This window comes from Mesorhizobium sp. M1066, from assembly GCF_040318635.1.
GTDB lineage: Bacteria > Pseudomonadota > Alphaproteobacteria > Rhizobiales > Rhizobiaceae > Mesorhizobium.
On record NZ_JAMYMR010000052.1, the window covers coordinates 1 to 26,785 of the forward strand.

Genomic DNA, 26,785 nt, shown 5'->3' on the forward strand with positions numbered 1-26,785 from the left:
AATCCTCGGCACCGTCACGTCAACCGAATGCCGAAATTACTTCACAGAGGCAGGCTATGCCCAACCTAAATTCATCCCGCTCTAGAATGTCAGACAACCTCACTCGTCGTCGTCATTGTCCGTGTTCTTCGACTTCAAGGCCGAAAGCTTGGCGAACACGGCGTTGGCGTCGAGTTCGGCATCCTCGTCCTTCGGCTTCTCGGGAGCCGGCACCAGCCGCTCGGTCAAGGCCGCCGGCAGCAGCGTGTCGCCGACCGGCTGCGCCTGTTCGCGGCCGCGCGAGGCGCGATTGACTTCCATGTCGAGGTCGATCTGCGAGGCGAGGCCCAACGTGACCGGATCCATCGGCTGCAGATTGGCCGAATTCCAGTGCTTGCGCTCACGGATCTGTTCGATCGTCGACTTGGTGGTGCCGACGAGGCGCGAGATCTGCGCGTCCTTGAGCTCGGGATGGTTGCGCACCAGCCACAGAATCGCGTTCGGCCGGTCCTGGCGCTTCGACAGCGGCGTGTAGCGCGGCCCCTTGCGCTTGGATTCGGGCACCCGCACCTTGGGGTCCGAAAGCTTCAGGCGCTGGTTCGGATCCTTCTCGGCACGGGCGATCTCGTCGCGGGTCAGCTGTCCGGTCATGATCGGGTCCATGCCCTTGATGCCTTGCGCCGATTCACCGTCGGCGATTGCCTTGACCTCGAGCGGATGCAGCCCGCAGAACTGCGCGATCTGCTCGAAGGAAAGTGCGGTATTGTCGACCAGCCAGACAGCGGTCGCCTTGGGCATCAGCAGCGTATTGGCCATTTTACAATTCCTTCTCGTTCGCCCGCGTTCCCGCGCGGGCGGTGGTTTAGAGCCACCAAATGGGAAATTCGCGGTCTGTATAACCGCTCTCGGGTCGTTTCGCAATGTTTTTGGAGCCAAAGACCGCACCGCGTGCGCTGCGCGCTCCCAAGACCGTCAGATCGCCCGGAGCGCGGCCGCCCCTTGTTCGACGGACGGCGCAAAAAATCGCGGGTCGGCTTTCCGGCCTGTCGGTATCGGCCCGACAGCTCCACCTTACCCCAGGTCGAATGCCTCGAAACGGTAGCGGCCCAGTTGTCATCCAGGTTCAGTAGAACGGCGAATATGGCTCCAGCCCCGCTCGCGTGAAGATGGAAATGGGGTGATCAATTCGCGCGACAACGCCGGCCCCCAAATTGATGCCTGTTCCGTCGCACTAAAGACTTTCGACCGCGTTCCGATCAGCACATGGACCAGTTTTCCCGCCTGGACGGGGTATGTACTGTTGTGAATGAAAAGGACCCCGCTCGCTTGTAGCGTGTCGTGCGCATTGCCGTTGCTGCTCGAAATTTCGACGTAGTCGCGACCTGCGAATGAATTGTTCGTCCAGATGCCGATAACTCCTTCCACCGAGAGCCAGCCATTCGCCCAGCCGTCCGCATCGCGCGGATGGTATTGTCTGAACAGGCGATAGGTTACGCGGTCCGATAGCCAGAAAACCGTTACGTAGCCGTCCATGTCCGGCACATAGGTGAACCAGATGCCGGTCTCGCTCGTGGCGCGCAGGCCATCAGAATCGTATGGGTCCAGATTGTTGGCACTGACGAAATCCATTGAGAGCGGTACCGGATCGGTCACGGCATGATCGTAGAGTTGGGTGAGCGTCCACCGTCCATTATAGTTGAACCACTTGTCGAAGTAGGTTCCTCGATCGACCCCGCAGAGGCGCGGCTGGCGGCCTCCCTTGCGCAAGGGCGGCCGTTGAAGGTCAACCTCAGATTGCTGTCGAGCGCATGCGGTTGATGGCCCCAAAAAGACAAAACCCGCCGGACGAGGTCCAGCGGGCTCGGAACCGGCGACGGCAAAACCGTCTGCTCCGGCTCTTGCTTCTACGGCAAGGTCCGCTCCTTAGAGCAATTCCGGGAAAAGCGTGAAACGGTTTTCCGTCCGGAGTCGCATCGGCAGGAGCTAGAGCGGTTCAGCGTTCAGTGAAACGGTGAGCCACCCTACATCGAACCATGCTCGAATTCAGATGGCCCTGCGGGCGATCTTTTCGATGTCGGCGCGGTTGATGCCGAGATCGCTGAGCTGACGCGCGTTGAGACGGTTCAGTTCGCGGACGGTCTCGGTGTACATACGCCAGTTACGGAAAGCGCGGATCGGGTTCATGGTAGTCCTCCAAAATGATGTTCGTTTCGATGGTGCTCAAATAGGCGTCATCGATGAGGACTTGAATGGCTGATTTTGCATAGCAATGATGCAAATGCTGCATTGCAGCATTAAGCTTCTGTTCATCTTGTAGGCAGTGAGGCGCTGACCTCGCTGTCAGCCTACATCGAGCACAATCTTGCCGATATGCTCGCCGTCTTCCATCCGCTCATGCGCCCGCCAGGCTTCGCTGAGCGGGAAAATCATGTCCATGACAGGAGCAACCTTGCGCGTGCCGAGCAACGGCCACACCTGCGCTTCCAGCGCCGCCGCGATCGCCGCTTTGAACTCGACGGTGCGTGGCCTCAGCGTCGACCCGGTGTGGGTAAGCCGCTTGACCATGATCTTCGAAAAATCCGCGCTTGCGACAGCACCCGCCTGCACGGCGATCTGGACGATCCGGCCCTCAACCGCAGCAGCCTCGTAGTTGCGCCCCACATAGTCGCCGCCGACCATGTCGAGGATGACATTGGCGCCCTTGCCCCCCGTCGCCTCCTTGACTGCGGCGACGAAATCCGCCTCGCGATAGTTGATCGCCCGGTCTGCGCCGAGCTTCAGGCAGGCGTCGCATTTCTCCTTGCTGCCGGCGGTGGTGATGACATAGGCGCCAAAGGCCGAGGCAAGCTGGATTGCTGTCGTGCCGATGCCGGACGAGCCGCCATGGACGAGCAGCGTCTCGCCTTTCTTGAGGCCGCCACGCTCGAACACATTGTGCCAGACGGTGAAGTAGTTTTCCGGCACAGCCGCGGCTTCGGTATGGGTGAAGCCGGCGGGCAACGGCAGCACGCTGCCGGCATGAACCTTGACATATTCGGCATAGCCGCCGCCCGGCGTCAGCGCGCAGACGCGGTCGCCGATACGCCAGCGCGATATGTCGTCGCCAAGGGCGGCCACTTCGCCCGATGCCTCGAGGCCCGGCAGGTCCGATGCGCCGGGCGGTGCCGGATACGCACCCTTGCGCTGCTGGATATCGGGCCGATTGACGCCGGCGGCATGCACCTTGATCAGGATCTCGCCGGGCCCGGGCTGCGGCACGTCGCGCGTTTCCGGCTTCAGCACCCGTGGACCGCCAGGCTCCGAGATCGCGATGGCCGTCATTCTTGCCGGAATCTTCTGTCCGCTCGCCATGAGATTTCCCGTCTTTCCTCGCCGTTATCCGATCGGCTGTTTGCATCGACGCCCCTGCCCTATGTATGCTGATTGCCAAATCAGGCAAATGGCCAATCTGGTCTTGGCGGAGGAGGAGCGACGATGGCGATCTTCGACGACGAACCCAAGAAGAAGGCGCGCCCGCACGAGATCGGGCAGGACCTGTCACTGCTTTCCGTCAGCGACTTGACCGAGCGGATCGGCATCCTGCGCGACGAAATCGCCCGCCTGGAAGCCGAACTCAAGGCCAAGGACACCACCAAATCCGCGGCCGAAGCACTGTTCCGCCGCGGATAGAAGCGCGGGCGCAAAGCCCGCCGCCGAAAAGCCCGAATGCGACTGTCTTCAGACCCAGCGTCCCCGCCAAACCTGAGCCGGATCAAACAATGTTCGCAACCTACAGACCGATCCTCTCGCTGCTTCGCGGCACCGCTTTCCTGCTCGCGGCATCTGGATTGCATGGGCTGCTCTTGCCCCTGCGCGGTCAACTGGAAGGTTTCTCGACCGCATCGCTCGGCCTGATGGGCACGGCGTGGGCCGGCGGCTTCGTCACTGGCTGCTTCTTCGCACCGCGCATCGTGCGCCGCGCAGGCCACGTGCGCGCATTTGGCGCCTTTGCCGCATCCGGCGCCATCGTGGCGCTGCTCACCGGGTTGATCATCGACGAATATGTCTGGATCCTGCTGCGCGCCTTCACAGGCTTCACCATGGCCGGTGCCTTCATGGTCATCGAAAGCTGGCTGAACGAGAAGGCCACCAACGAGAACCGCGGGACCGTCTTCGGCCTCTACATGATGGTCACTTATGCCTCGATCATGGGCGGGCAGATGATCGTCGCCGGCGGCGACGTGAAATCGGCGTCGCTTTTCATGATCACCGGCATCCTGTTTTGCCTGTCGCTCATTCCGACCGCGGTCTCGAGCGCCTCCCACCCCAAGCCGCTGCAGGATGTCTCGCTCGACGTCAAAGGCCTTTATGCCAATTCGCCGGTTTCGGCGGTCGCCTGCGTGTTGATCGGCATCGCCAACGGGGCCTGGGGCACGCTTGGCGCGGTCTACGGCGCCCGTATCGGCATCTCCACGGCCGAGATCGCCCTGATGATGAGCCTTGTGGTCGTTGCCGGTGCCGCCATGCAGCTTCCCGCCGGGCGCATGTCCGACAAGACCGACCGGCGTTTCGTGCTGGCGGGCGCTGCTTTCGGCGCGGCCTTGTTCGCGCTCATGATCTTCCTGTTCGAGCCACGCTCCGGCATCTTCGTCATCGTCTTCACCGCAGCCTATGGTGCCTTCGCCTACACGCTCTATTCGATCGCCGTGGCGCATGCCAACGACCACGCGCGCTCGGAGGATTTCGTCAAGGTATCTGGCGGGCTGTTGCTGCTCTACGGCTTCGGCACGATGATTGGACCCTTGCTCGCCGCCGCTTTGATGGGCTGGATGCGCCCGGAAGGTCTGTTCCTGGCGACCGCCTTGGCGCATCTCTGCCTGGCGGGCTACACGCTGCTGCGCATCAGCCGCCGCGCGCCGGTGCCGATCGGCGATCGTGACGCCTTCAAGACGCAGCCGGCCGACCGTTCGGTGACCCCTGAAGCATTGCGGCTTGATCCCAGAAGAAAAGCAGAAGCAGACGGTTGAGATTCGAAAGGCTTTGCCGCACTAATACAGGCATGATGTTTTCCGACGCCTTCATGGCGATTGCCGATCCCAACCGGCGCCATCTTCTGGAAGAACTTCGCCGCGGCCCGAAAACCGTCACCGAACTGGCCGCCGGCTTGCCGGTCTCGCGCCCAGCCGTTTCGCAGCATCTGAAAGTGCTGCTCGATGCCGGCCTGGTCCACGCCAAACCGGAAGGAACAAGGCGCGTCTATACGGTGAGCGGCACTGGCTTCCTCAAACTCAACATCTGGCTCGATCAGTTCTGGGAAGCCTGAGCTTCTCAGTGTCATTGCCAGCGGCTCGGTCAGTTGACCGACCGTATCGGCGAGCGTCTGGGGCGAGATCGTGCAGCATCCCGATCAGCCATTATTGGAGGGAAAGAACTTGAAGTAGGGCTGCGCTTCCTCGACAACCCGGGCAAAGCAAGGCCGCTGCAGAAGCCGGTCATGGTAGTGTTTCACGGTCGGGTATTTGTCGCCTAGCGGCTCGACCTTGTTGGCATAGAACAGCGCCGGGGACGCCGCGCAATCGGCCATGGTGAAGGTGTCGCCCATCGCCCACGTCTTCGACTGCATGTCCTGCTCGATGATGGCGTAGGAATTGCGCAGCTGACCGCGAGCCTGCTCGACGCCGAACGGGTCGGTCTTGTCTTGCGGCCGCAACCGGTCGCCGACGATTTTCTGCATCGGCTCCTGCACATAGAAGTCATAGAAGCGATCGGCTTGGCGAACTGCCAGCGCCAGGTCGATGTCGGCGGGAACGAGGTCAACCGGCCCCGGATAATGCGCGGCCAGATATTCGACAACGATGGTCGATTCCAGCACCGTGCGGTCGCGCGCATCGTCGCGCAGCGCCGGCATCTTGCCGGCCGGCGAAATCTGCAGGAAGGCCTCGCGCGATTCTGCCTTGCCGAGATCGACGATATCAGGGGTAAACGGCGTGGCGTTCTCATACAGCGCGATCAACGGCTTCCAGCAGAAGGAGGCCAGCGGATGGAAATGAAGCGTCAGGGACATTTTTTGCTCGCCTGTTTCGTGGTTTATCGGTGGCCGGCGCCGGGCGCGCTCGTCATGGGTTAAACACTGCGGCAAGCATTGCCCTTCAAGACCTGCTTTTGCCGCTTCAAGCGGCGTGGGCAACGATGCCCGCAACAATCATATCCCAGTCGTCCGGGTGCAGCTCGTGGCCGCCGCCTTCGATCCCGATTATTTTCGCGCCGGTGACCGCCTCGGCCAGCGCCTCGCCATGTTCGACCGGAAAGATCGGATCGGCCGTCCCGTGGATGACCAGCAGCGGCGCCGTCATTTCATGCAGGCGGCCCTTCCAGGCGTCGCCGCCCTTGAGCATGAAATGGTTGGTCGCACTCAGGAAGCCGCCGGAGCGGTCGTGATCCTGCTCGACAAAGGCACGCATCCGGGCCTCGTCGAATGGATGTGCGATGCTGGCGATCGCCCGCGCATCCCTGACGATGAAATCGATCACCTGGCCACGGTCCGACCAATCGACTTTGGCGCCCTCGGCCGAATGCTCGATATAGGCATCGCTCGTCTGCGGAAGGTGCGAAGTGTCGGTTCCCACGGGCGAGCTGCTGATAACGGTCAGCGATGCGACACGAGACGGGTGTTTCAACGCCACAAGCTGCGCGATCATGCCGCCCATCGACATGCCGACGACATCCGCCTTGCCGATGCCGTGGTCGTCGAGAACGCGCATTGCATCGTCGGCCATATCATCGAACGTGTAGGGCGGCTCTCCCGACTTGTATTTGGTCGAACGGCCGGTGTCGCGATTGTCATAGCGGATCACGAACAGGTCGGCACCGGCCAGTTTCCGGCAGAACGCCTCCGGCCACCACAGCATCGAAGCCATCGCTCCCATGATCAGCAACAGCGGCGGGTTCGCCGGATCGCCGAAGGTTTCGGATATGATTTCGGGGCGTTCGGTCGTCGTCACGGTGCGGCCTCCTCTCCTGCAATACCGATTGCATTTTGCAATCGGTTGCACGATAATAAAACCGATACGATAATGCAACCGGTTTTGGAGAAAAATCTCATGAGCATGGATCGTCGGTCCGGGTGTCCGATCAACCTGTCGCTGGAAGTCTTCGGCGATCGCTGGAGCCTGATCATCCTTCGCGACATAATCTTCGGCGGCAGGCGTCATTTTCGCGAGCTGCTCAACGGATCGATGGAAGGCATCGCCTCCAACATCCTCGCCGACCGGCTGAAGCGGCTGATGGAACTGGGTATGCTGACCAAGGCCGACGACCCCTCGCACAAGCAGAAGGCGATCTACAGCCTGACCGAAATGGCGATCACGCTGGTGCCGATCCTGGCCCATCTCGGCGCCTGGGGCCGCGTCTGGCTGCCGGTCAGCGAAGAACTGTCGATCCGCGCCGAACTTCTGGAAAAGGGCGGACAGCCGATGTGGGACAAATTCATGGACGAGTTGCGCCATGAACATCTCGGCATGCCGCTCGATACTGCAGCGGGTCCTTCTGTCCGCGCGACCTTGCAGGCCGCCTATGAGGCCGTGGTTGCCAGCAAGGCCCCCGCCGCCAGCACAGCCGCGTAATTAACTTATTTTCCCGTTTTGGGGCCGACTCTGCTAGAAGAGGCGGAAAATCACAATTTACGGGATTGGATAAGGTCTTGGTTGAAAACTCTCGGGATGCTGCCCGCGCGCGCGCCGACCTGCGTTTCAAGAAGCAGGAAGAGGCGGCAACCGTCCGCCAGAAGGCGATGGCCGAATACGTCGCCGAGAGCGACGCCCGCCAGGCCAAGACCAACAAGCTGCGGGCGCTGCGTCTCGCCAAGGAAGCCGAAGACCTAGCCAATGCGCCGGCGGCACCCGTCAAGAAGCCGACCCGCGCCAAGAAAAAATAGCAACCACCCCTTGAGCCATAAGCGCTAATGCCTGTCCTGATGGTATCGGTGAAAGCTGCTTCCATCCCGCCCCTTCACGCGAAGCAATTTCAACCGAAACGGGGATGTTATCTCGCCCGTCGACGGTCGATGATCGACGCGTTTTCAAACAGGAGACTGCCATGACCGCACTGCCGCTCGAAAAAGCCAGGCAAATCATCGATGCCGCCTTTGCCAAGGGCGCCGATCTCAAGCTCAAGCCGCTCGGCGTTTCGGTGCTTGATGCCGGCGGGCATCTGGTCGCCTTCCAGCGCCAGGACGGCGCCTCGTTCCTGCGCCCGCAAATGTCGGCCGGCAAGGCCTACGGTGCGCTCGCCATCGGCATGGGCTCACGCAAAGTCGAGGCCTTCGCCAAGGAGCGTCCGCATCTCGTCGCCGGCATCTCGGACGTCTCGGGCGGGCGCGTGCTGCCGGTCGTCGGCGGCGTGCTGATCCGCGACAAGGCTGGCGCCATCATCGGTGCCGTCGGCATTTCAGGCGACACGTCGGACAATGACGAAGCCGCGGCAATCGCCGGCATCGAAGCCGCCGGTTTCACCGCCGATCCGGGCTGAGTCATAATATCGCAACCAAGGCTGGTCGAGACGCAGCCTTAGTTCAGATTGATATCCCGGCTCGCCGACCGCATCGACACCGCGAATCCGGCCAGCACATCGAACAGCGCGATGACCATCAGCGTGAAGAAGACGGAATGGGCGGCGCCCTTCACCAGCAGGAACTCGACCAGGAAGGCCACGAACACCAGCGTCGACAGAAGATGGTCCATGATCGAGGCATTGGTGGTGCGCACCGACTTCGCCATTTCGAGGAACAGGAAGACCAGCCCGATCAGTATCATCAGGTCGCCCAGCGTCATCGAGAACACGCCGCCCGACATCATGCTGAAGGAGAAGACCTCGCTCGCCCACGGATCGTCACCGCTGCCGAAAATTCCCAGCAGTCCGAGGTTGTAGAGCACGAAAGGCACGATCAGCAGCGGAATGGCACCGAACATCTGGCGTCTCCATGTGGGGGCGATCCTTTGTAGAATGCGCCATAGCCACGTCGTCAAGATGTTTCGCCATCGGCGCTGAACACGGTCGAAGACCGCACGCAACAAGCATGTCAGCCGGTTGCCGGCCGAAGGATTTGCAACGCCGGCGGTGCACGCCTGCGCTGCCGGCCCGCCCAAACGCAAAAGGACCAGCCACCGGCCGGTCCTTTTGGAAATTCAAACCTTTGAAAAAGCTGGTCTCAGCTTTCCTTGGGGGTCAACACCTGGCGACCGCGATACATGCCGGTCTTCAGGTCGATATGGTGCGGACGGCGCATTTCGCCGGAATTCTTGTCCTCGACATAGGTCGGGGCCTTGAGGGCGTCGGCCGAGCGGCGCATGCCGCGCTTGGACGGAGAGGTTTTTCGTTTCGGAACGGCCATGGATATGCTCCACTACATGGTCAAAAGCCCCGCCCGCCCTCGTGAAAGGGCCATGTCGGGGCCTAAATCTGAGAAAGTCGGGTGCCTATACACGCCCTGTGCCGTTTTGGCCAGCACTGGCGCGAATTTTTTTGGATCGGCTAGCGGAGACAACCGACATAGGCGCCGGAGCGGCCGGCGCGCCGCTCGATCAGATTGGCGAGCCGCCTCAAGCCAGGCCCGGGTTTGGCCGGATTGCGGGCGATCGGATTCGGCAAGGAGACCGCAAGCAAGGCGGCCTGCCGTCGCGACAGCTGTTTTGCCGAAACGCCAAAATGGTGCTGTGCCGCGGCCTCGATGCCGTAGATGCCCGGCCCCCACTCGGCGATGTTGAGGTAGATTTCCATGATGCGCCGTTTCGACATCACCGCATCGAAATAGACGGCCAGCGGCAATTCGACCACCTTGCGCACCGAGCCCAGCGGCCGCGACCACAGAAACAGGTTCTTGACCGTCTGCATGGTGATGGTCGAGGCACCGCGCGTCGCTTCGCCGGCCAGCGCGTCGTCGACGACGCCTCTCAGCTCGCCGAGATCGACGCCGCGGTGGAAGCAGAACTGCCCGTCCTCCGACATGATGACGGAATTGGCCAGCACCGGCGACACGTCGTCGATCGACACCCAGCGGCGGTCATAGCCGGAGAACGTCGCCAGGTCCTTCAGCATCAGCGTCGAGACAGGATGCACGAAGAATGGCAGGTACAGAAACGTCAGCACGACCGGAATCAGAGCCAGCACCGCGGCCACGACGATGCCGCGCCGGACCCAGCGCTTGAGACCACGGCGGTTTACGCCCCGCGATCTCGTCGCCATGTCCAGTCTTTCGGTTTCATGATCGACGATCGGTTCCGCCAAGCCGCCCAACCCGTGCTTCTCCCTGCCCCGGCATAATGGCGCTTGGCTTCTTGCGCAACGTCTGAGTGTCGGCTACCGGTCCGGGCCATGACGAATGACGACCAAATGGCGTTCGAAATGGCGCTAATCAGACGGGCAGCCGCCGTCGAGGTGCTGCTGCGGCGGCTGCTCGACGACCGTGCGCTTTCGGGCGAGATCGCGCGGCCTGAGCGTTTGATGGCGGCGATGCGGCACGGCGTGCTGAACGGCGGCAAGCGCCTGCGCCCTTTCCTGGTCATGGAAAGTGCCGCCCTTTTTTCCGCCGATGGCGAGGCGGCACTGCGCGTCGCCGCAGCCCTTGAATGCGTGCATTGCTATTCGCTGATACACGACGATCTGCCCGCCATGGACGACGACGATCTGCGCCGTGGCCAGCCGACCGTGCACAGAGCCTTCGACGAGGCGACCGCTATCCTGGCCGGCGACGCCTTGCTGACGCTGGCCTTCGACATCATTGCTGGCGAGGCGACCGCCCTGCCGGCGGAGCGGCGGGCGGCCCTGGTGTTGGCGCTGGCCCGCGCCGCCGGGGGAGGCGGCATGGTCGGCGGCCAGAAGCTCGACCTCGAGGCCGAACAGACGCCGCCGGACGAGGCCGGCATCATCCGGCTGCAGGCGATGAAGACCGGCGCGCTGATCCGTTTCGCCTGCGAGGCAGGTGCTCTCATCGCCGGTGCACCAGCCGATGACCGCGAGCGGCTGGCCGAATTCGGCTCGGCGATCGGTCTTGCCTTCCAGCTTGCCGACGACCTGCTCGATTTGACCGCCGATGCCAGTCAGATGGGCAAGGCGACCGGCAAGGACGCCGCCGCCGGCAAGGCGACGCTGGTGGCCTTGCATGGTGCGAATTGGGCACGCGGCCAGCTTCACGGCCTCGTCGAACAGGCCCATGCACTGCTTGAGCCCTATGGCGACGATGCCCAATTGCTGAAGGAAGCGGCGACGTTCGTGGCGGCGCGTAACAGCTGAGGTTGTGCCAGCCGGAATATCGAGCTGATCGACGCACGCACGTCCCCGCCGGCCGGTTCTGAAATAGAGCTTGAGCGGAAGCCTGCCGAGGCAGAGGATCGACATCGCTTTGCCATCCGCACGGCAAGCACGCGGTGCGGATAGAGTTGGAGGGGTGCCATGTCGACCACCGACAAGCTGTTCAGCGGTTCCATTGCCGAGGTTTACGACCGGGCGATGGTGCCACTGATCTTCGAGCCCTATGCGCGGGATCTGGCGGAGCGGGTGTCGAAGCTCGGGCCGCAATCGGTGCTCGAAGTGGCGGCGGGCACCGGTGTGGTGACACGCGCGATGACAGCAAAGCTGCCGGCGCAAGCGCACATCGTGGCCACCGACCTCAACCAGCCCATGCTCGACCACGCACGCACGCGGATGGCGGACGATCCTCGCATCACCTGGCGGCAGGCCGATGCCCAGGCTCTGCCCTTCGAGGACGCAGAGTTCGACGCCGTGGTCTGCCAATTTGGCGCGATGTTCTTCCCCGATCGAGTGGGCGCCTACGGACAAGCGCGGCGGGTGATGCGGCCGGGCGGGCATTTCCTGTTCAACGTCTGGGGTGCCATCGAAGACAACGAGTTCGCCGAGGAAGTGACGCGGGCACTCGGCCATTTCTTTCCGGCCGATCCGCCTCGCTTCATGGCGAGGACGCCGCATGGCTATCACGATGCAGACGCCATCCGCGCCGACCTGCATGCCGCCGGCTTCCGTGACATCACCATAGAGCCGCTGGATGCCGTCAGCGCCGCTTCCTCGCCATATGAGGCGGCCGCGGCCTATTGCCAGGGCACGCCATTGCGGGCCGAGATCGAGGCGCGCGGCGGCTCGCTGGAGGAGGCGACGCGATACGTGGCGAATGCCCTTGGGAAACGGTTCGGGGAAGGCCCGGTGAGTGGCCGCATCCGCGCCCTCGTCGTGGAAGCGGCCTAGGCGTGCTGTCCATCCGGCGGCTCGCATGGCCTGCCAACCCGCACGAACGAAATTTTAATGTAAATGAAGCGTAATCCCGGCCATTAAAATGGTGCGTATGTGTTGGGGTTGCGCATGCCTGAATATTCGTCCTTCATCCGGTCGGTCCGGATCCGCTATATTTCAGGTTTGCTGATCTTCGCGCTGGCTTCCGCCGGCATCGTGATTGCGCTTGACCGCGTCAATTCATTTCGCCGCGACATCGATGCGCTGAGCAGCAATCTCGTCATCTTCACCCGCGACCTGCGCAACGCGACCAGCTTTGCCGAGACGACCGGCACCGCCTGGCGGGCGGAGACACGCGATGCCCTGACCACATCGGCGCGCGGCCATTCGGAGCGTCTGACCGGCGAGATCGAGACGCTGACCGCCCAGCTTGCAGCGATCAAGCCGCGGCTGTCGGTCAAGACCGTCAACGAACTCCAATCCGCTTCCGTCAACGGCGATCTGTTCTGGTCGCCGCGCGACATGGTGCGCAATTTCAACCTGATGTCGGTGGCGCAGAAGGTCGACGAGTGGAGCTATCGCGAAATCCGCAACCAGAACGATCTGTTCGCCCAACCGATGCTGGTCCGCGCCCGCACCGCCATGGACGATGAGCGCCATCTGGCCGATGCCTCCAGCGACAGGCTGTTGTTGTGGGCGAGCGGCATCCTGTTCGCGGCACTTGCCATCGTCGCCTTCTGGATCTTCCGCCCGATGGAAGTGGCAATCCGCCGCGCCTTTGCCGAATCCGCCGAATCCCTGTTCAAGGCCGAGGCTGCCGACCGCGCCAAATCGGAATTCCTGGCCAATATGAGCCACGAAATCCGCACGCCGATGAACGGCGTGCTCGGCATGGCCGAACTGCTGGCCAAGACCGATTTGACCGCGCGCCAGAAGACCTTCACCGACGTCATCGTCAAATCCGGCAACGCGTTGCTCACCATCATCAACGACATCCTCGATTTCTCCAAGATCAATGCCGGCCAGCTCACCCTCGACCCTGCTCCCTTTCGCCTTTCCGAGGCGGTCGAGGATGTGGCGACGCTGGTCTCGGCGCGCGTCGCCGAAAAGAACCTCGAACTGATTGTGCGTGTCGACCCGCGCCTGCCGGCCCATGTCGTCGGCGACGCCGGCCGGTTCCGGCAGATCATCACCAACCTGCTCGGCAACGCGGTGAAGTTCACCGAGAAGGGTCATGTGCTGATCGATGTCGGCGGCGAAATCGTCAACGACGTGGTCCAGCTCAAGGTCCGCGTCGAAGACACCGGCATCGGCATACCGGCCGAGAAACTGCAGAATGTATTCGAGAAATTCGCGCAGGTGGACGGCTCGTCCACCCGCCGTCATGAGGGCACGGGGCTGGGCCTCGCCATCGCCGCCCGCCTCGTCGACCTGATGGCAGGCAAGATCGGTGTCGAGAGCGAGATCGGCCGCGGCTCGGTGTTCTGGTTCGCGGTGCCGCTGGCCGCGCATCAGGCGGCGGCGCGCGACGAGATCGTGCCGGTCGACGTCACCGGCGCGCGCGTGCTGGTCATCGACGACAATCCGGTCAACCGCGAAATCCTGCTCGAGCAGCTCAGAAGCTGGAGCTTCGATTGCGCCGCCGCCGAAAGCGGCGCGGTTGGGCTTGCTTTCCTCGACCGCGCCTTTCAATTGGGCGCCGCCGTCGACTGCATCATCCTCGACTACCAAATGCCGGGCATGAACGGCGCCGACGTCGCCAGAGCCATTGCTTCCGACAGCCGGCTGTCCTCCATCCCGGTGGTGTTGCTGACCTCGGTCGACCAGGTCGATTTCGGCAAGATGATCATCGACTACGGCATTGCAGCACACCTGACCAAGCCGGCGCGCTCCGCGGTGCTGCTCGGCACGGTCATCTCGGTGATCCAGAAGGCCCGCTCGCAGGTCGGCAAGGCGCGGTTCGTCCGCGAACCGATCGTGCAGGCTCCCCCGGCGGCGCCGCCCGCCTTCACCGTCATCCGCGGCCCGGCAATGCCGGTCGCGGCAGCGCCGGAATCGACAACCGCGCCGAACGGACCGATCGACATCCTCATTGCCGAGGACAATGACGTGAACCAGCTGGTGTTCGGCCAAATCCTCAACGGGTTGGGCTTGAGCTACCGCATCGCCGGCAATGGCCGCACGGCGGTCGAGATGTACCGGGCGCTGCGCCCCAAGCTGATCCTGATGGATGTCTCGATGCCCGAAATGAACGGCTATGAGGCGACCCGCGCCATCCGGGCGATGGAGGTCTCGACGGGCGCCCACATCCCGATCATCGGCGTCACCGCGCACGCGCTGAAGGGTGATCGCGACAAGTGCATCGAATCAGGCATGGACGACTATCTGCCGAAGCCCGTTTCGCCCGACCGCCTCGGCACCAAGATCGGCACCTGGCTCAGCGAAACGGTCGTGGCCAAGACCGCCTAGGCTGCATTCATGGGGATGCGTCAGACGGCTGCTGCCTCCAGACGATAGCGGCGCATCCAGTCGAGGCTTGTCGCGTCAGCAAGCTTTGCGACGCCGGGGCTTACATCCTCCTCGTCAGGCGCTCGGACCCTCAGGGCTTCGCAGATGCCTAGCAATGTCGCGGCCGGATTGCCTGAAAGGCGCTCATAGCCGACGCGCAGCGGGGATATGTCTTGCTCAGCGAACCAAATGTTCCAGGCCGCATCATAGGTCTCGAGTTCCTCGACCTCACGCCTGATCCGCTCGAAATCATATTGCGGTTCTTTCGGCGAGGCGACCCTTTCGATCTCGGTGCCGTCGGGAGCGATATGCCAAAGACCGGTCTGCTCTGCCTTGATCAGGGAGACAGCCTGCGCGAGTTTGTCCTCCCGCGAGAGGTGTATGTAGCTTTGTCGGATGGAAGCTTTGGGAAAATCCGGTCGAGCATCGCCGAGAGCTCATCCAGATTCTCGCGCATCAAGCGAAGGCCAAAGACACCGGTCCCACCCTTGCCGGCAGCGATCGCCGCGTTGAGATAGGCGACATTGAAGTCGAGCTCACTCATCGTGTCGCGATCGGGCAGCTTCCACTCTTCAGCCCACTCCAGCACATCCTGCCGCCGATAGAATGAGTGCGGATCGCCAGTCGTCTTCGTGGATGCCAGAAGCTTGCACAGCAGCGTGCTTCCGGTCCTCGGCGTGCCGCAGATAATGTATCCGTCGAACATGTTGCGGCCCATGTTGCTCGTCAAAGGCAGGGCTGTTGCCCCTGGTAAAGATGGCCGCCGCTATAGCTGAAATCTTTGCTGGATGCGACGTCACGGCTGTCGCTTTTAAATGCCTCTCTCAGACAAAATATCTGCCGGCGGGGGTCAAATTACCGGTTGCGCACCACCACGCACGCCCCACCGATGCTTTGCAATTTCTGGCAGATGACATTGGCGTCAGCGCGGTGGTCGACACCGATACGGACCGCATAGATACCCCGCCGGCCGATTGGCGTGCGCACCCGGCTGACCACCGGATCGTGCCCGTTGAGCAGGGCCGGGAACCGGCTCCTTACCCTGAGCCACTGGTTGATCGCGGCACTGCGGCGGAAATTGCCGGCCACCTGGATGCCCCACGGCTTTACGTTGATCGAAGCCATCGCCACCGTCCGCGACATGATCACCGGCAGTTTTCGGCAAGCGACGGCAAAATCCGCCTTTGCGTCGAGCGGCTCGACCTTTCCGGCATAGGCCCGGTCCGTGAACTTGTCGGCTGGTTCGCCCATGATGTCGAAGACATAGCTTTCGGTCTCCATCGGCAGGAAGCCGCCGGAGCCGAGCCAGCGCGACACCCGGCTCTCGCCGGCATTGTAGGCTGCGGCCGCCAGTCCGAGATTGCCAAAGCCGGTTTTCATTTCGGCGAGATATTTCGCCGAAGCCGGGATCGCCTGGTTGATGTCGAAGGAATTGGCGAGCCCGCGCATCTTGGCGGTGCCCGGCATGAACTGGGCAATGCCTTCGGCGCCGACCGGGCTGACGGCGTTGGGATCGAAACGGCTTTCCTTCCAGATCAGCCGGGCGAAGAAATCCCTGGGCAGGCCGTTCTGGTCGGCATGCGCCTGGATCAGGTTGCAGACCTTGTCGATAAGCCGTTGCTTGGCGGATTGCGGCGGATCGGCCTGAGCCAGCGTCGACCAGACCAGCCCACACAGCAGGATCAGCGTCGCCCATAGGAAACGCTGCATTTGACCTACTCTGCCGCGGCCTTGCCGCCGCGACCGAACCGCTGTTCGATATAGTCGGCGACCATTTTCTCGAAATCCGCGGCGATCGACGGCCCGCGCAGCGTCGCCGCCTTTTTGCCGTCGACGAAGACAGGCGCGGTCGGCATTTCGCCCGTGCCGGGCAGCGAAATGCCGATATCGGCATGCTTGGACTCGCCAGGGCCGTTGACGATGCAACCCATCACCGCGACCTTGAGGTTCTCGACGCCGGGGTATTTGTCGCGCCACACGGGCATGTTCTTCCTGAGATCGGCCTGGATGTTCTGGGCGAGCTCCTGAAACACGGTGGAGGTGGTGCGGCCGCAGCCGGGGCAAGCGGCAACAATCGGCACGAACTGCCTGAACCCCATGGTCTGCAGCAATTCCTGCGACACCTGCACCTCACGTGTGCGATCGCCATTCGGCTCCGGCGTCAGCGAAATGCGAATGGTGTCGCCAATGCCTTGCTGGAGCAGGATGCCCATGGCGGCCGACGAAGCCACGATGCCTTTCGAGCCCATGCCGGCTTCGGTGAGGCCGAGATGCAGCGCATGGTCGGAGCGGGTGGCGAGTTCGGTATAGACGGCGATCAGGTCCTGCACGCCGCTGACCTTGGCCGACAGGATGATTTTCTCGCGGCCGAGGCCGATCTCCTCGGCCATCTCGGCCGACAGGATCGCCGATTGCACGATCGCCTCACGCGTCATTTCCTGCGCCGTCAGCGGAAAACCCTGGGCCTGGTTGTCGTCCATCAGCCGGGTCAGCAGTTCCTGGTCAAGCGAGCCCCAGTTGACGCCGATACGCACCGGCTTATCGTGTTTGATCGCCATCTCGACAATCGCCGCGAACTGCCGGTCCTTCTTGTCCTTGAAGCCGACATTGCCCGGATTGATGCGGTATTTGGCCAGCGCCTCGGCGCAGGCCGGGTGATCGGCCAAAAGCTTGTGGCCGATATAGTGGAAATCGCCAACCAGCGGCACGTTGATACCAAGCCGCTGAAGCCGCTCATGAATGCGCGGCACGGCGGCGGCGCTCTCGTCGCGATCGACGGTGATGCGCACGATCTCCGAGCCGGCCCGGTGCAGTGCTGCGACCTGCGCAACCGTCTGGTCGATATCGGCCGTATCGGTGTTGGTCATCGATTGGACGACAACGGGCGCACCGCCGCCGACGACCACGCCGCCGACATCGACGCCGACCGACGTGCGGCGGGGGAAAGGAGAGGAAAAATATCCGGTCATGCCGGCAGCCTTTTGTCTCTGGAGCATCTTGTGTCCTGCATGGACGCACAACGACGCCCCGGGCCGATGCGCTGAGGTCCGGGCATGAGGTGGAGGAGCAAAGATGGCTTGTCAATGGCGACAGGTCGCCACTGGCCGGAATCGCCCGCCGCCAGAGGCCAGGAAACACTCGATGATCTGGCGAAACGAGCGACGGCCGAAGCGGAAATTGAGCCGGTGCAAGTCCAGCTTCGGCTGACAGACCGGTGCTGGAAATCAAAACCCTCCACACCGGCGGCGTGGTGCCGCCGGGAAAAGAGGCCGCGGATATTGGGCGGCTATGTCAGGAGGGTATCAATGCGTGGTCGGTTTGCCTCTCAGTTTTTCAATCTCGTCCTTGAGTGCCAGCTTGCGTCGCTTGAGATTCACGATTTCGAGGTCGTCGACCGATGGATGATTCATCGCGTCATCGATTTCACGCTCGATGTCGCCGTGTTTCCGCTGCAACTCATCAAGATGGGATGCAAGAGACATGATTGGTTCTCCCTTTCATGGTTTTCCTCGATTGCAACCGTCACGGCGCGTCCACCGCAGGTTCGCTTCTGTGACGGCACGGTGACAGTGTGTCACCTTCCGCGGGCGATGTCGAATGATCCGTGGTAGCATTCCACGACACTTTGAAATGTGATATGGGCTGCACGCCGGTGACAAAACACCCGGCCCCGCCCAATCAGGCCCAGCTTTGGGCGCCGCAGACGTGCAGACGGTAGAGAATGTCCGATCAGGAACAGGCCGATATTCGCCTTGAATTTTCCCGCCTGAAGCAGGAACACGCCGATTTCGATGCCGCCATCAACGCGATGATCGCCATGGCCTGCGATCCGCTGCAGATCCAGCGCATGAAGAAGAAGAAGCTGTTCCTCAAGGATCGGCTGATGGCACTGGAAGACAAGATCATTCCCGACATCATTGCGTGAGTTGGCATTCGCTCGCTCGCGCGCTACCCGGCGATCGAAAGCTTTGCGGCACGATCACGCAGCAGGCCGATGAGTTCGCCGGTCCGCTCCTCGGACGTATCGATGGGGACCACTAGGCACATCGTCGCCTCGACCTTGCCCGGCGCTGAAAACACCGGTGCGGCAAGGCACTTCGTATAGGCATCGACAAGGCCCGAAGTGACGCAATAGCCGGTGACCTGCGCTTTTGCGATGTCGGCGACGAAATCGTCAAGCCGCAGTTTGCGCCCGTCGGGCAGCACGAGGTCGTCGTTTGACACCATGTCTTCGATCTCAGCCTTCTCCAGCCCCGCCAGAAGCAGCCGCCCCGAGGCTGTCCAGGGCAGCGGTATCTGCAAGCCGGTGGCGGAACTGATGCGGAACGGTCTGGTGCCGGGACTCGCATGGACGATCGTATAGCGGCCGCTCTGCAGCATGCACAATTCGGAAGTCTCGCCGGTCTCGCGCGACAGATTGTCGACCTCCTGGCGCCCCCGCCTCAACAGGTCGTTGCCCCGCACATAGTCCATTCCGTAGAGATAGAGCTTCTTGCCGAAATAGACGCGATTGCCGTCGCCTTCCATTTCCAGCAGTCCCGCATCGACCAGCGACCGCACCAGCGTATAGGTCGTCGAGCGGGGCGCGTTCACGCCCTTGGCAAGGTCGCCAATGCCGATCGCGCGCTGGGTCGTGTGAAGAAACTCCAGAATCTCGAGCACCCGGTTGAGCCCCTTTTCACGGGAGCCCGAAATCTTCTCGCCGGCTGAAAGTGCCGAGGCATTGCCATCTTGCATTGTTGATTCCCGGTGTTAGTATCTGTCCTGTACAGGATACACGCGTCGCTTGTAAGAGACAATCGCTTCGGCGTCACTGACGCGTGTATTGCCTGTGCAAGGGGAACACAAACGAAAGGAGGTCGCCGTGAACGACACATCCGGAAGACGTGATTTTCTGAAATTGGGAATGGCGGGACTGGCGACGGCCGGCGTCGTGGGTGCGGCGGTAGCCGTCGATGCCCAGAAGGCCGCTGCCCAGGCAGCACCCGACAGCCTGCTGCGCACCGTGCTCGATCGCGGCAAGCTGATCGTCGGCACCGGCAGCACCAACGCGCCGTGGCACTTCGAGAACGATGCCGGCGAACTCGTCGGCATGGACATCACCATGGGGCGCATTCTTGCCAAGGGCCTTTTCGACGATCCGACCAAGGTCGAGTTCGTGATGCAGGATCCGGCACAGCGCATCCCCAACGTCACCACCAACAAGGTCGACATCACCATTCAGTTCATGACGATGAGCGCCCAGCGCTCGCAGCTGGTCAATTTTTCCCGGCCTTACTACGTCGAGGGCGTCGCCCTGCTGAGCCTTCCGACCGCCGAGAACAAGACCTTCGACAAGCTGCTTGCCGGCGGCTCGGCGACACGCGTCTCCATCCTGCAGAATGTCGATGCCGAGGCGCAGGTGCATTCGGTGCTGCCCGAGTGCCAGGTTATGCAGATCGATACCCAGGCCAACGTGCTGCAGGCATTGGAATCGAAACGCGTCGATGCTGCTGCCGTCGATCTGTCCACGGTGCGCTGGCTCGCCTCGCGCAATCCGGACAGATATTTCGACGCCGGCAAGAGCTGGCTGAGCATGCTTTATGGCGCGGCACTCCGGCAAGGCGACCTTGACTGGCTGACCTTCGTCAACTCGACCTTCACCATCGCCATGTTCGGCCACGAAAACGCACTCTACGATGCCGCCTTCAAGGACTATTTTGGACAGGAGCCGCCAGCGCGCCATCCCGGCTTCCCAGCCATCTGACCTGCCGGGTGGAGGGCGTATCCAGCGCCCTTCCACCTCCCTAGAGCAATTCCAGGAAACGTGTGAAACGGTTTTCCGTCCGGAATTGCGTCAAAACAAAGAGTTAGAACGGGTCGCCGTTTCCGTGAAACGGTGAACTGCTCTAAGCCTGCGGCACTGAGGCGGACGCATGGGCTATGCCCTTAATTTCAACCTGATCTGGCGGCACTTCGACAAGCTGTGGGGCGGACTGCTGCTCAGTCTCGAACTCGCCGTCATATCGATCGCCATCGGCACCGTCATCGGCCTGGTTCTGGCGGTCTGGTATGTGTCTGCCGGACGCATCGTGCGCACCATCATCGCCGCCTACGTCGAATTCATCCGCAATGTGCCGCTGATCCTGCTCGTCTACCTCGTCTTCTACGGCTTGCCGACAGTGGTCGACATCGCCTACAGCGCGCCGACCTCGTTCGTCGTCACGCTCTCGCTCTACAGCGGCGCGTATCTGGTCGAGGTGTTCCGCTCCGGGCTCGAGGCCGTTCCGCGCGGACAGCTGGACGCCGGCAAGGCGATCGGCCTGACGCCCTGGCAAAGGCTGCTCAACGTGCGCCTGCCGACGATGCTGCGCATCACGCTGCCGGCATTGTCCAACACCTTCATATCGCTGTTCAAGGATACGTCCGTCGCGTCGGTCATCTCGGTGCCGGAACTGACCTACGGCGCCCAGTGGATCAACTTCAACACCTTCCGCATCGTCGAGGTCTATCTCGTGGTGACGGCGATGTATCTGGTGACCGGCTACATCTTGCTTTTTGCGCTTCGGCTTGTCGAGCGCCGGTTCAGGGCGGCGCGCTGACATGCTGACCCAGATCGCCTATGCCTTGCCTTTCCTCGCCCAGGGCTTTGCGCTGACACTGTGGGTATCCCTGCTGGTCGTGGTGTTTTCGCTGATTGCCGGCGTGATCATGGGCGTCGGTCTGGTCTATGGCCCGGTCCCGTTGCAATGGGCCGTGCGCATCTTCAGCGACACCATCCGCGGCATCCCGATGCTGGTGCTCATCTTCTTTGTCTATTACGGACTGCCGGCCGTCGGGCTTCATCTGCCGTCGTTCTGGGCTGCCGTGCTGGCGCTGACCCTGTTCAAGACGGCGCAGGTCGTCGAATATCTCAGGGGTGCGGTCGGCTCCATTCCGAAGGGTCAGTCCGAGGCGGCGATGGCTATCGGACTGACCTTTCGCCAGCGCCTGGCCTACGTCATTTTCCCACAGGCGTTCAGGCGCTTCCTGCCGCCCTGGATCAACGGCGTCACCGATGCGGTCAAGGGCAGCGCGCTGGTATCGCTGCTCGGCATCACCGACCTGATGCAGGCCATCAACCAGGTCATCGGCCGCACCTACGAGGCCATGCCGCTCTATATTCTCGGCGCGCTCATCTACTTCGCGGTCAACTATGCCCTTTCGCTCGCCAGCCGGCGGCTCGAGCGGCGTTTCTCCTTCATCCGGGAATAGCAATGTCCACAAGTCCGAAAAACACCCCGGCCCTTCTCGACGTCCAGGACGTTTCCAAAGCCTTTGGGATCGTCCAGGTCCTGCGTTCGATCAGCCTGCAGGTGGCGAAGGGGGAGGTGGTGACGGTCATCGGCCCCTCCGGCAGCGGCAAAACCACGCTGCTGCGTTGCGTCAACTTTCTCGAAAGCTATGACAGTGGTTCGATTCGCATCGACGGCAAGGAGGTCGGCTTTCGCGAAGCCGGAACCCGCCAGCGTCGCAGCGAACGCGATCTCGCCGCGATGCGCGCCGAGACCGGCATGGTGTTCCAGAGCTTCAACCTCTTTCCGCACCTGACAGCCGCCGGCAACATCATGCTTGGCCTCACCAAGGTGCGCGGCAAGAGCAACGCCGAAGCGCGCACCATCGCCGAACACTGGCTCGGCCGGGTCGGCCTCGCCCACAAGGCCGACAGCCTGCCCGCCGAACTGTCCGGCGGCCAGCAGCAGCGCGTCGGCATTGCCCGCGCCGTGGCCATGGGGCCGAAGATCCTGCTTCTCGACGAGATAACATCCGCGCTCGACCCGGAACTGGTCGGCGAGGTGCTTGAGGTCGTGCGCAGCCTGGCCGAGGACGGCATGACGATGGTGATGGTCACGCACGAAATGGCCTTTGCCCGAGATGCCTCGAGCCGCATCATCTTCATGGCCGATGGCGGCGTCAGCGCGGCGGGTCCACCCGCCGAAATCCTGGCAGCCGACACCGATAATGAGCGCCTGCGCACCTTCCTGGCACGCTTCCGCGCCTCGCATTTCTAGAACGGGACAGCCAACGCTGTCGCAAGGAGCCTTCTTTCATGACGCCTTATATCCGGCTCGCCGCGTTGGGCCTGACGCTGCCCGAGCCGCCGACCCCGATCGCCAACTTCGTCACCCATGCCGAAAGCGGCCGGCTGATCTTCCTGTCCGGCCAGGGACCGCTGCGCACCGATGGCACACTGTTCACCGGCAAGGTAGGAGACGATGTCACCGTCGAGCAGGCCTATGGCCATGCCCGCCTCACCGGCCTCAACCTGCTCGCCGTCATGCACGCAGCCACCGGCGACCTTGGCCGGATCGTGCGCATCGTCAAGCTGCTCGGCTTCGTCAACGCCATACCGACTTTCAGCGACCATCCGAAAGTGGTCAATGGCTGTTCCGACCTGTTTGCCGATGTGTTCGACAGAATCGGCGGCCATGCCCGCTCGGCGATCGGCGTCGGCTCCTTGCCTGGAAACATCACCGTTGAAATCGAGGCGGTTGTCGAGATCGCCGCCTGACCTTTAGAAGAATGGAATCCGAGAGATGAAAACCACTTCCACCGACGGCTCCAACACCACCATCCGCGAACGGCTCGGCCTTCGCCCGATCATCAATGTCTCCGGCACGATGACCGCGCTCGGCGCGTCGATCATTGTCCCCGAAGCGATCAGCGCCATGGCGGAAATGGCCTCGCAATGGGTGGAAATGGATGACCTGCAACGTGCCGCAAGCACGATCGTCGCGCGCCTGACCGGCGGCGAGGCCGGTTTCATCACCGCCTGCTGCGCCAGCGGCATCACCATGGCGATCGCCGGTGCGATGACGGGGACCAATCTGCTCGCCATCGAGCGGCTGCCTGATAACACCGAAGGCCTCAAGTCGGAGGTCATCGTCCAGCTCGGCCACATCGTCAACTATGGTGCGCCGATCGACCAGTCGGTCCGGCTGGCGGGCGCCAGGGTCGTGCCGGCCGGCACGGTCAGCGTGACGCAGGACTATCATGTGCGCGACGCGATCAACGACCGCACGGCGGCGGGCCTCTATGTCGTTGCGCACCACACCGTGCAGTATGGCATGCTGTCGCTGGAGGAATTCTGCGAGATCTGCCACGCCAGGGGTGTCCCGGTGATCGTGGATGCGGCTTCAGAGTATGATCTGCGCGACTTCCTCGCGCGCGGCGCCGACATTGTCATCTACAGCGGCCACAAATTCCTGAGCGGGCCGACCAGCGGCATCGTCACCGGCCGCAAGGATCTGGTTCGCGCCGCTTATCTGCAGAACCGCGGCGTCGCCCGCGCCATGAAGGTCGGCAAGGAAAGCATCGCCGGCACCATGGCCGCACTGGAAGCCTGGGAAAAGCGCGACCATGCCGGCATCCGCCGCCGCGAAGACGCCGCGCTCAACCTGTGGAAGGACACGTTGCACGGGCTGCCGGGCGTCATCGCGCAGATCATCCCGGATCCGACCGCCAACCCTCTGGATCGGCTTCAGATTTTTGTACTGCCCGAAAGCCGGTTCACGGCGGCCGGTCTCACCTCGGCATTGGCGACGGGCTCGCCGCCGATTATCGTGCGCAACCACGAGGTGGAGCGCGGCCATTTCTTCCTCGACCCCTGCAATCTTCATCCCGGCGAGGCCGAGATCGTCGCCGAACGGTTGCGCGCCATATTGACCGCCAAGGACCGCCCGGCCGATGCGATGAAAGTCTCCCGCAAGGATTCGTCCGGCGTCTTACGCTGGCCAGATTGAACACCCGGCGAATCGCTACCTGAAGTGCGCCGGCCGTAACCAGCACGCGCCATCATGCGCCTACTGCCCTGACGGCTCTCCAGGGCACCGGCCAGGAAACTGCCGGCTCCCTCTGCGCGCCTTGGCGGGTCCAGCTTGGCGGCTGCTTCACAAGTTTTCAACAATAACTTTACAAATATCTATATTTATGTGAAGTCATGACGATGAAGGATCGCTCATGACAGCCAACCGTTTCGCCACGCGCCTGAATTCCTTTGCCTCGCGACCGCAGGTCGAGTGGCCCGATCTTACCGGCAAGCCGTCGCTGCTGCAGATGGCGGCGCGCGCCGCCAAGGTCGAGGGGCTTACCGATCTCGACCTCAACTTTCCTGACCACGTCGGTGAAAAGCCCACGGAAATCACCCTGAAATTAGGCGATCTTGGGCTTTCCATCAATGGCTTTGCCATGCGCTACTACTCCAACCCTGCCTTCAAGCTCGGCGCCTTCACCAATCCGGATCCGGCGGTGCGCCGCGAGGCCATCGACCTGACCAAGGCCGGCATCGATGCCGTGCGTGAGGCCGGCGCCAGCCTGATGACGCTGTGGCTCGGCCAGGATGGCTTCGACTACGCCTTCCAGGCCGACTATTCGACGCTTTGGCAACACGAAATTGATGGGATTCGTGAAGTTGCGACACATGATCCCGACTGTCAGATCAGCCTTGAATACAAACCGAACGAACCACGCTCCTACAGCCTGATGCCGGATGCGGCGACGACCTTGCTGGCGATCCGCGATGTCGGCCTGCCCAATCTCGGCGTCACGCTCGATTTCGCTCATGTGCTCTACGCCGACGAACAGCCGGCCTTTGCCGCGGCCCTGGTGGCGCGTCACAGCAAGCTGCTCGGCGTGCACCTGAACGACGGCTACGCCAAGCGCGACGACGGCCTGATGGTCGGCGCGGTGCACACGCTGCAGACCATCGAGCTGCTCAGGCAGATTCGCCGCGACGGTTACGCCGGCGCCATCTATTTCGACACGTTCCCCGATATGACCGGGCTCGATCCGGTGCGCGAGTGCGAAGTCAACATCGCCACCGTCAAGCGCATGCTGCGCGTCGTCGACCGGCTGGAGCAGGACAATCGCCTGTCCGCCGCCATGGACAGCCAGGACGCGGTGACGTCGCAGGCCATCATCCAGGAAATCATGCTCGGGCCGGACAGCTGAGGCATCCGCGCCATCGCCGTTTTCAACCAGGCCAGATCTTTTAACAAGGGAGGAATACAATGAAACTTCTGCTTGCTGCCGCTACCGCCGCACTGATGGCGCTCTCGATCGGCTCTGCCTTTGCCGCCGACCTCGCGCCGCTCAATTCCGACACGGAAAAGGACCGCATCGACTGGTCGCAGGTCGAGGCCAAGTTCGGCGCGTTCCCCAAGCTGCCCGAAGGCACCAAGGCAGGCGCGGTCTCCAAGACGCTGACCAATGAATACTGGCGCTCGCTGGGCGAGGGCTACACGGCATTCGGCGCCAAGGTCGGCGTTCCCGTCGTCTATCAGGCAGCGCAGAGCGAGGGCGACCAGCTCGGCCAGCTCACCATCGCCGAAGGCCTGGTGACGCAGGGCTACAACGTGCTGCTCGTCTCGCCGCAGACGGATGCCAATCTGCAGCCGATCATGGAGCAGGCCAAGGCCGCCAACGTGCCGGTGGTCAACGTCAATGACGCCGTCATCCCGCAGGCCGAGCACTATGTCGGCAATGTCCAACGCGACAATGGCGTGCGCGTCGCCAAATGGTTCATCAAGAATCGTCCGAATGGCGGCAAGGTCGCCATCGTCGAAGGTCAGGCAGGCGTCTATGCCGCCGTGCAGCGCACCGACGGCTTCAAGTCGACCATCACTGAGGAAGGCAAGTTCGAGGTCGTCGCCAGCGTTCCCGGCAACTGGGATCGCCAGACCTCCTATGACGCGGCCACCAACATCCTGCAGCAGCACCCCGACCTGATCGGCTTCTATGCCAACAATGACGGCATGGCGCTCGGCATCGTCGAGGCTGTCAAGGCCGCCGGCCTGCAGGACAAGGTTGCGGTCTTCGGCACCGACGGCATTTCCGATGCCTATGCCTCCATACGGGCCGGCGAACTGACCGGCACGGTCGACAGTTTCCCGGTGCTGACCGGCGAAGTGGCGTTGGAAACAGCTCTGCGTCTCGTCGCGGGACAGAAGCTGCCGCGCGTCGTCGCCACGCCGCAGGCGCTGATCACCAAGGACAATGCCGATCGCTATTCCGGCGCTGGCGCGCGCAAGGCACTGCTCGAGCACGCGGCTGCGGGCCAGTAAGC

30 protein-coding genes and 2 pseudogenes are annotated in these 26,785 nt (G+C 62.6%); 18 read left to right on the forward strand and 14 right to left on the reverse strand.

Features of this window, described 5'->3' with window-relative positions:
• Window positions 1–99: 99 nt before the first annotated feature.
• The 4 genes from NKH52_RS32090 to NKH52_RS32105 form a co-directional block, all read right to left on the reverse strand.
• Complete coding sequence (locus tag NKH52_RS32090) at window positions 100–795, reverse strand: DUF1013 domain-containing protein (protein WP_023810957.1); 696 nt, start codon at window positions 793–795, stop codon at window positions 100–102.
• A gap of 297 nt (window positions 796–1,092) precedes the next feature.
• On the reverse strand, window positions 1,093–1,632 hold the full coding sequence (locus tag NKH52_RS32095) for a hypothetical protein (protein WP_352736242.1): 540 nt from the start codon (window positions 1,630–1,632) through the stop codon (window positions 1,093–1,095).
• A gap of 390 nt (window positions 1,633–2,022) precedes the next feature.
• Window positions 2,023–2,163 carry a DUF1127 domain-containing protein gene (locus tag NKH52_RS32100; protein ID WP_013529236.1) on the reverse strand — a complete coding sequence of 47 codons (141 nt, stop codon included), beginning with the start codon at window positions 2,161–2,163 and terminating at the stop codon, window positions 2,023–2,025.
• 156 nt (window positions 2,164–2,319) lie between these two features.
• Window positions 2,320–3,330: an NAD(P)H-quinone oxidoreductase gene (locus tag NKH52_RS32105; protein ID WP_127296847.1), complete on the reverse strand. Its 1,011-nt coding sequence runs from the start codon at window positions 3,328–3,330 to the stop codon at window positions 2,320–2,322.
• 123 nt (window positions 3,331–3,453) lie between these two features.
• Here NKH52_RS32105 and NKH52_RS32110 point away from each other — a divergent pair, with 123 nt between their 5' ends.
• The 3 genes and pseudogenes from NKH52_RS32110 to NKH52_RS32120 all read left to right on the forward strand — a co-directional run bounded on the left by NKH52_RS32110 (window position 3,454) and on the right by NKH52_RS32120 (window position 5,281).
• A complete protein-coding gene (locus NKH52_RS32110) occupies window positions 3,454–3,648 on the forward strand; it encodes a DUF1192 domain-containing protein (protein WP_023810953.1) in 195 nt (64 codons plus the stop codon).
• A 77-nt stretch (window positions 3,649–3,725) separates the two neighbouring features.
• A pseudogene (locus tag NKH52_RS32115) lies at window positions 3,726–4,985 on the forward strand (MFS transporter); the annotation flags it as partial.
• A 32-nt stretch (window positions 4,986–5,017) separates the two neighbouring features.
• Window positions 5,018–5,281, forward strand: coding sequence for an ArsR/SmtB family transcription factor (locus NKH52_RS32120; protein ID WP_013529232.1), 264 nt, complete (start codon window positions 5,018–5,020; stop codon window positions 5,279–5,281).
• 84 nt (window positions 5,282–5,365) lie between these two features.
• Here the strand turns inward: NKH52_RS32120 and NKH52_RS32125 are convergent, their stop codons facing one another.
• Both NKH52_RS32125 and NKH52_RS32130 read right to left on the reverse strand, forming a co-directional pair.
• Window positions 5,366–6,022: a glutathione S-transferase family protein gene (locus NKH52_RS32125; RefSeq protein WP_352736243.1), complete on the reverse strand. Its 657-nt coding sequence runs from the start codon at window positions 6,020–6,022 to the stop codon at window positions 5,366–5,368.
• 106 nt (window positions 6,023–6,128) lie between these two features.
• Window positions 6,129–6,959 (reverse strand): alpha/beta fold hydrolase, encoded by an 831-nt coding sequence (locus tag NKH52_RS32130; RefSeq protein ID WP_352736244.1) that lies wholly within the window; start codon window positions 6,957–6,959, stop codon window positions 6,129–6,131.
• Between the two features lie 99 nt (window positions 6,960–7,058).
• On the opposite strand from NKH52_RS32130, the gene NKH52_RS32135 reads away from it, so the two are divergent.
• The 3 genes from NKH52_RS32135 to NKH52_RS32145 all read left to right on the forward strand — a co-directional run bounded on the left by NKH52_RS32135 (window position 7,059) and on the right by NKH52_RS32145 (window position 8,484).
• A complete protein-coding gene (locus NKH52_RS32135) occupies window positions 7,059–7,580 on the forward strand; it encodes a winged helix-turn-helix transcriptional regulator (RefSeq protein WP_352736245.1) in 522 nt (173 codons plus the stop codon).
• A gap of 77 nt (window positions 7,581–7,657) precedes the next feature.
• The gene (locus NKH52_RS32140) at window positions 7,658–7,891 is read left to right on the forward strand and encodes a hypothetical protein (protein WP_352736246.1); all 234 of its coding nucleotides are present in this window, start codon (window positions 7,658–7,660) and stop codon (window positions 7,889–7,891) included.
• A gap of 161 nt (window positions 7,892–8,052) precedes the next feature.
• Window positions 8,053–8,484, forward strand: a complete 432-nt coding sequence (locus tag NKH52_RS32145) for a GlcG/HbpS family heme-binding protein (protein ID WP_023810947.1) — start codon at window positions 8,053–8,055, stop codon at window positions 8,482–8,484.
• A 38-nt stretch (window positions 8,485–8,522) separates the two neighbouring features.
• Here the strand turns inward: NKH52_RS32145 and NKH52_RS32150 are convergent, their stop codons facing one another.
• From NKH52_RS32150 to NKH52_RS32160, 3 genes are all read right to left on the reverse strand, one after another.
• Window positions 8,523–8,924: a hypothetical protein gene (locus tag NKH52_RS32150; protein WP_023810946.1), complete on the reverse strand. Its 402-nt coding sequence runs from the start codon at window positions 8,922–8,924 to the stop codon at window positions 8,523–8,525.
• 239 nt (window positions 8,925–9,163) lie between these two features.
• Window positions 9,164–9,346 (reverse strand): 50S ribosomal protein L32, encoded by a 183-nt coding sequence (rpmF, locus tag NKH52_RS32155; protein ID WP_008834724.1) that lies wholly within the window; start codon window positions 9,344–9,346, stop codon window positions 9,164–9,166.
• Between the two features lie 140 nt (window positions 9,347–9,486).
• Window positions 9,487–10,248 carry a transglycosylase domain-containing protein gene (locus tag NKH52_RS32160; RefSeq protein ID WP_031213164.1) on the reverse strand — a complete coding sequence of 254 codons (762 nt, stop codon included), beginning with the start codon at window positions 10,246–10,248 and terminating at the stop codon, window positions 9,487–9,489.
• 78 nt (window positions 10,249–10,326) lie between these two features.
• Between NKH52_RS32160 and NKH52_RS32165 the strand changes: the two genes are divergently transcribed.
• The 3 genes from NKH52_RS32165 (at window position 10,327) to NKH52_RS32175 (ending at window position 14,664) form a co-directional block, all read left to right on the forward strand.
• A complete protein-coding gene (locus NKH52_RS32165; RefSeq protein WP_352736247.1) occupies window positions 10,327–11,244 on the forward strand; it encodes a polyprenyl synthetase family protein in 918 nt (305 codons plus the stop codon).
• 159 nt (window positions 11,245–11,403) lie between these two features.
• Window positions 11,404–12,210 carry a class I SAM-dependent methyltransferase gene (locus tag NKH52_RS32170; RefSeq protein ID WP_352736248.1) on the forward strand — a complete coding sequence of 269 codons (807 nt, stop codon included), beginning with the start codon at window positions 11,404–11,406 and terminating at the stop codon, window positions 12,208–12,210.
• Window positions 12,211–12,324: 114 nt separating this feature from the next.
• Window positions 12,325–14,664, forward strand: coding sequence for a response regulator (locus tag NKH52_RS32175; RefSeq protein ID WP_352736249.1), 2,340 nt, complete (start codon window positions 12,325–12,327; stop codon window positions 14,662–14,664).
• Between the two features lie 20 nt (window positions 14,665–14,684).
• On the opposite strand, the pseudogene NKH52_RS32180 reads toward NKH52_RS32175, so the two are convergent.
• The 4 genes and pseudogenes from NKH52_RS32180 to NKH52_RS32195 all read right to left on the reverse strand — a co-directional run bounded on the left by NKH52_RS32180 (window position 14,685) and on the right by NKH52_RS32195 (window position 18,185).
• Window positions 14,685–15,421: pseudogene (locus NKH52_RS32180) on the reverse strand (Stf0 family sulfotransferase).
• Between the two features lie 137 nt (window positions 15,422–15,558).
• Window positions 15,559–16,413, reverse strand: coding sequence for a lytic transglycosylase domain-containing protein (locus NKH52_RS32185; protein WP_352736250.1), 855 nt, complete (start codon window positions 16,411–16,413; stop codon window positions 15,559–15,561).
• A gap of 5 nt (window positions 16,414–16,418) precedes the next feature.
• Window positions 16,419–17,672 carry a flavodoxin-dependent (E)-4-hydroxy-3-methylbut-2-enyl-diphosphate synthase gene (gene ispG, locus NKH52_RS32190; protein ID WP_352736261.1) on the reverse strand — a complete coding sequence of 418 codons (1,254 nt, stop codon included), beginning with the start codon at window positions 17,670–17,672 and terminating at the stop codon, window positions 16,419–16,421.
• Window positions 17,673–18,005: 333 nt separating this feature from the next.
• Window positions 18,006–18,185 (reverse strand): YdcH family protein, encoded by a 180-nt coding sequence (locus tag NKH52_RS32195; protein WP_013529217.1) that lies wholly within the window; start codon window positions 18,183–18,185, stop codon window positions 18,006–18,008.
• Between the two features lie 239 nt (window positions 18,186–18,424).
• On the opposite strand from NKH52_RS32195, the gene NKH52_RS32200 reads away from it, so the two are divergent.
• Window positions 18,425–18,628, forward strand: a complete 204-nt coding sequence (locus NKH52_RS32200) for a YdcH family protein (RefSeq protein WP_013529216.1) — start codon at window positions 18,425–18,427, stop codon at window positions 18,626–18,628.
• A gap of 23 nt (window positions 18,629–18,651) precedes the next feature.
• On the opposite strand, the gene NKH52_RS32205 is transcribed toward NKH52_RS32200, so the two are convergent.
• Window positions 18,652–19,440, reverse strand: a complete 789-nt coding sequence (locus NKH52_RS32205) for an IclR family transcriptional regulator (RefSeq protein ID WP_127296862.1) — start codon at window positions 19,438–19,440, stop codon at window positions 18,652–18,654.
• Between the two features lie 127 nt (window positions 19,441–19,567).
• Between NKH52_RS32205 and NKH52_RS32210 the strand changes: the two genes are divergently transcribed.
• The 8 genes from NKH52_RS32210 (at window position 19,568) to NKH52_RS32245 (ending at window position 26,783) form a co-directional block, all read left to right on the forward strand.
• The gene (locus tag NKH52_RS32210) at window positions 19,568–20,449 is read left to right on the forward strand and encodes a transporter substrate-binding protein (protein WP_127296863.1); all 882 of its coding nucleotides are present in this window, start codon (window positions 19,568–19,570) and stop codon (window positions 20,447–20,449) included.
• A gap of 169 nt (window positions 20,450–20,618) precedes the next feature.
• Window positions 20,619–21,284, forward strand: coding sequence for an amino acid ABC transporter permease (locus NKH52_RS32215; RefSeq protein ID WP_023810937.1), 666 nt, complete (start codon window positions 20,619–20,621; stop codon window positions 21,282–21,284).
• A gap of 1 nt (window position 21,285) precedes the next feature.
• Window positions 21,286–21,936: an amino acid ABC transporter permease gene (locus tag NKH52_RS32220; protein WP_352736251.1), complete on the forward strand. Its 651-nt coding sequence runs from the start codon at window positions 21,286–21,288 to the stop codon at window positions 21,934–21,936.
• Between the two features lie 2 nt (window positions 21,937–21,938).
• Window positions 21,939–22,733 (forward strand): amino acid ABC transporter ATP-binding protein, encoded by a 795-nt coding sequence (locus tag NKH52_RS32225; RefSeq protein WP_352736252.1) that lies wholly within the window; start codon window positions 21,939–21,941, stop codon window positions 22,731–22,733.
• Between the two features lie 38 nt (window positions 22,734–22,771).
• On the forward strand, window positions 22,772–23,233 hold the full coding sequence (locus NKH52_RS32230) for a RidA family protein (RefSeq protein WP_023810934.1): 462 nt from the start codon (window positions 22,772–22,774) through the stop codon (window positions 23,231–23,233).
• Window positions 23,234–23,258: 25 nt separating this feature from the next.
• Window positions 23,259–24,464 carry an aminotransferase class V-fold PLP-dependent enzyme gene (locus NKH52_RS32235; protein ID WP_127296865.1) on the forward strand — a complete coding sequence of 402 codons (1,206 nt, stop codon included), beginning with the start codon at window positions 23,259–23,261 and terminating at the stop codon, window positions 24,462–24,464.
• A gap of 217 nt (window positions 24,465–24,681) precedes the next feature.
• Window positions 24,682–25,671 carry a TIM barrel protein gene (locus NKH52_RS32240; protein WP_352736253.1) on the forward strand — a complete coding sequence of 330 codons (990 nt, stop codon included), beginning with the start codon at window positions 24,682–24,684 and terminating at the stop codon, window positions 25,669–25,671.
• Window positions 25,672–25,730: 59 nt separating this feature from the next.
• Window positions 25,731–26,783: a sugar ABC transporter substrate-binding protein gene (locus NKH52_RS32245; RefSeq protein ID WP_352736254.1), complete on the forward strand. Its 1,053-nt coding sequence runs from the start codon at window positions 25,731–25,733 to the stop codon at window positions 26,781–26,783.
• Window positions 26,784–26,785: the final 2 nt, after the last annotated feature.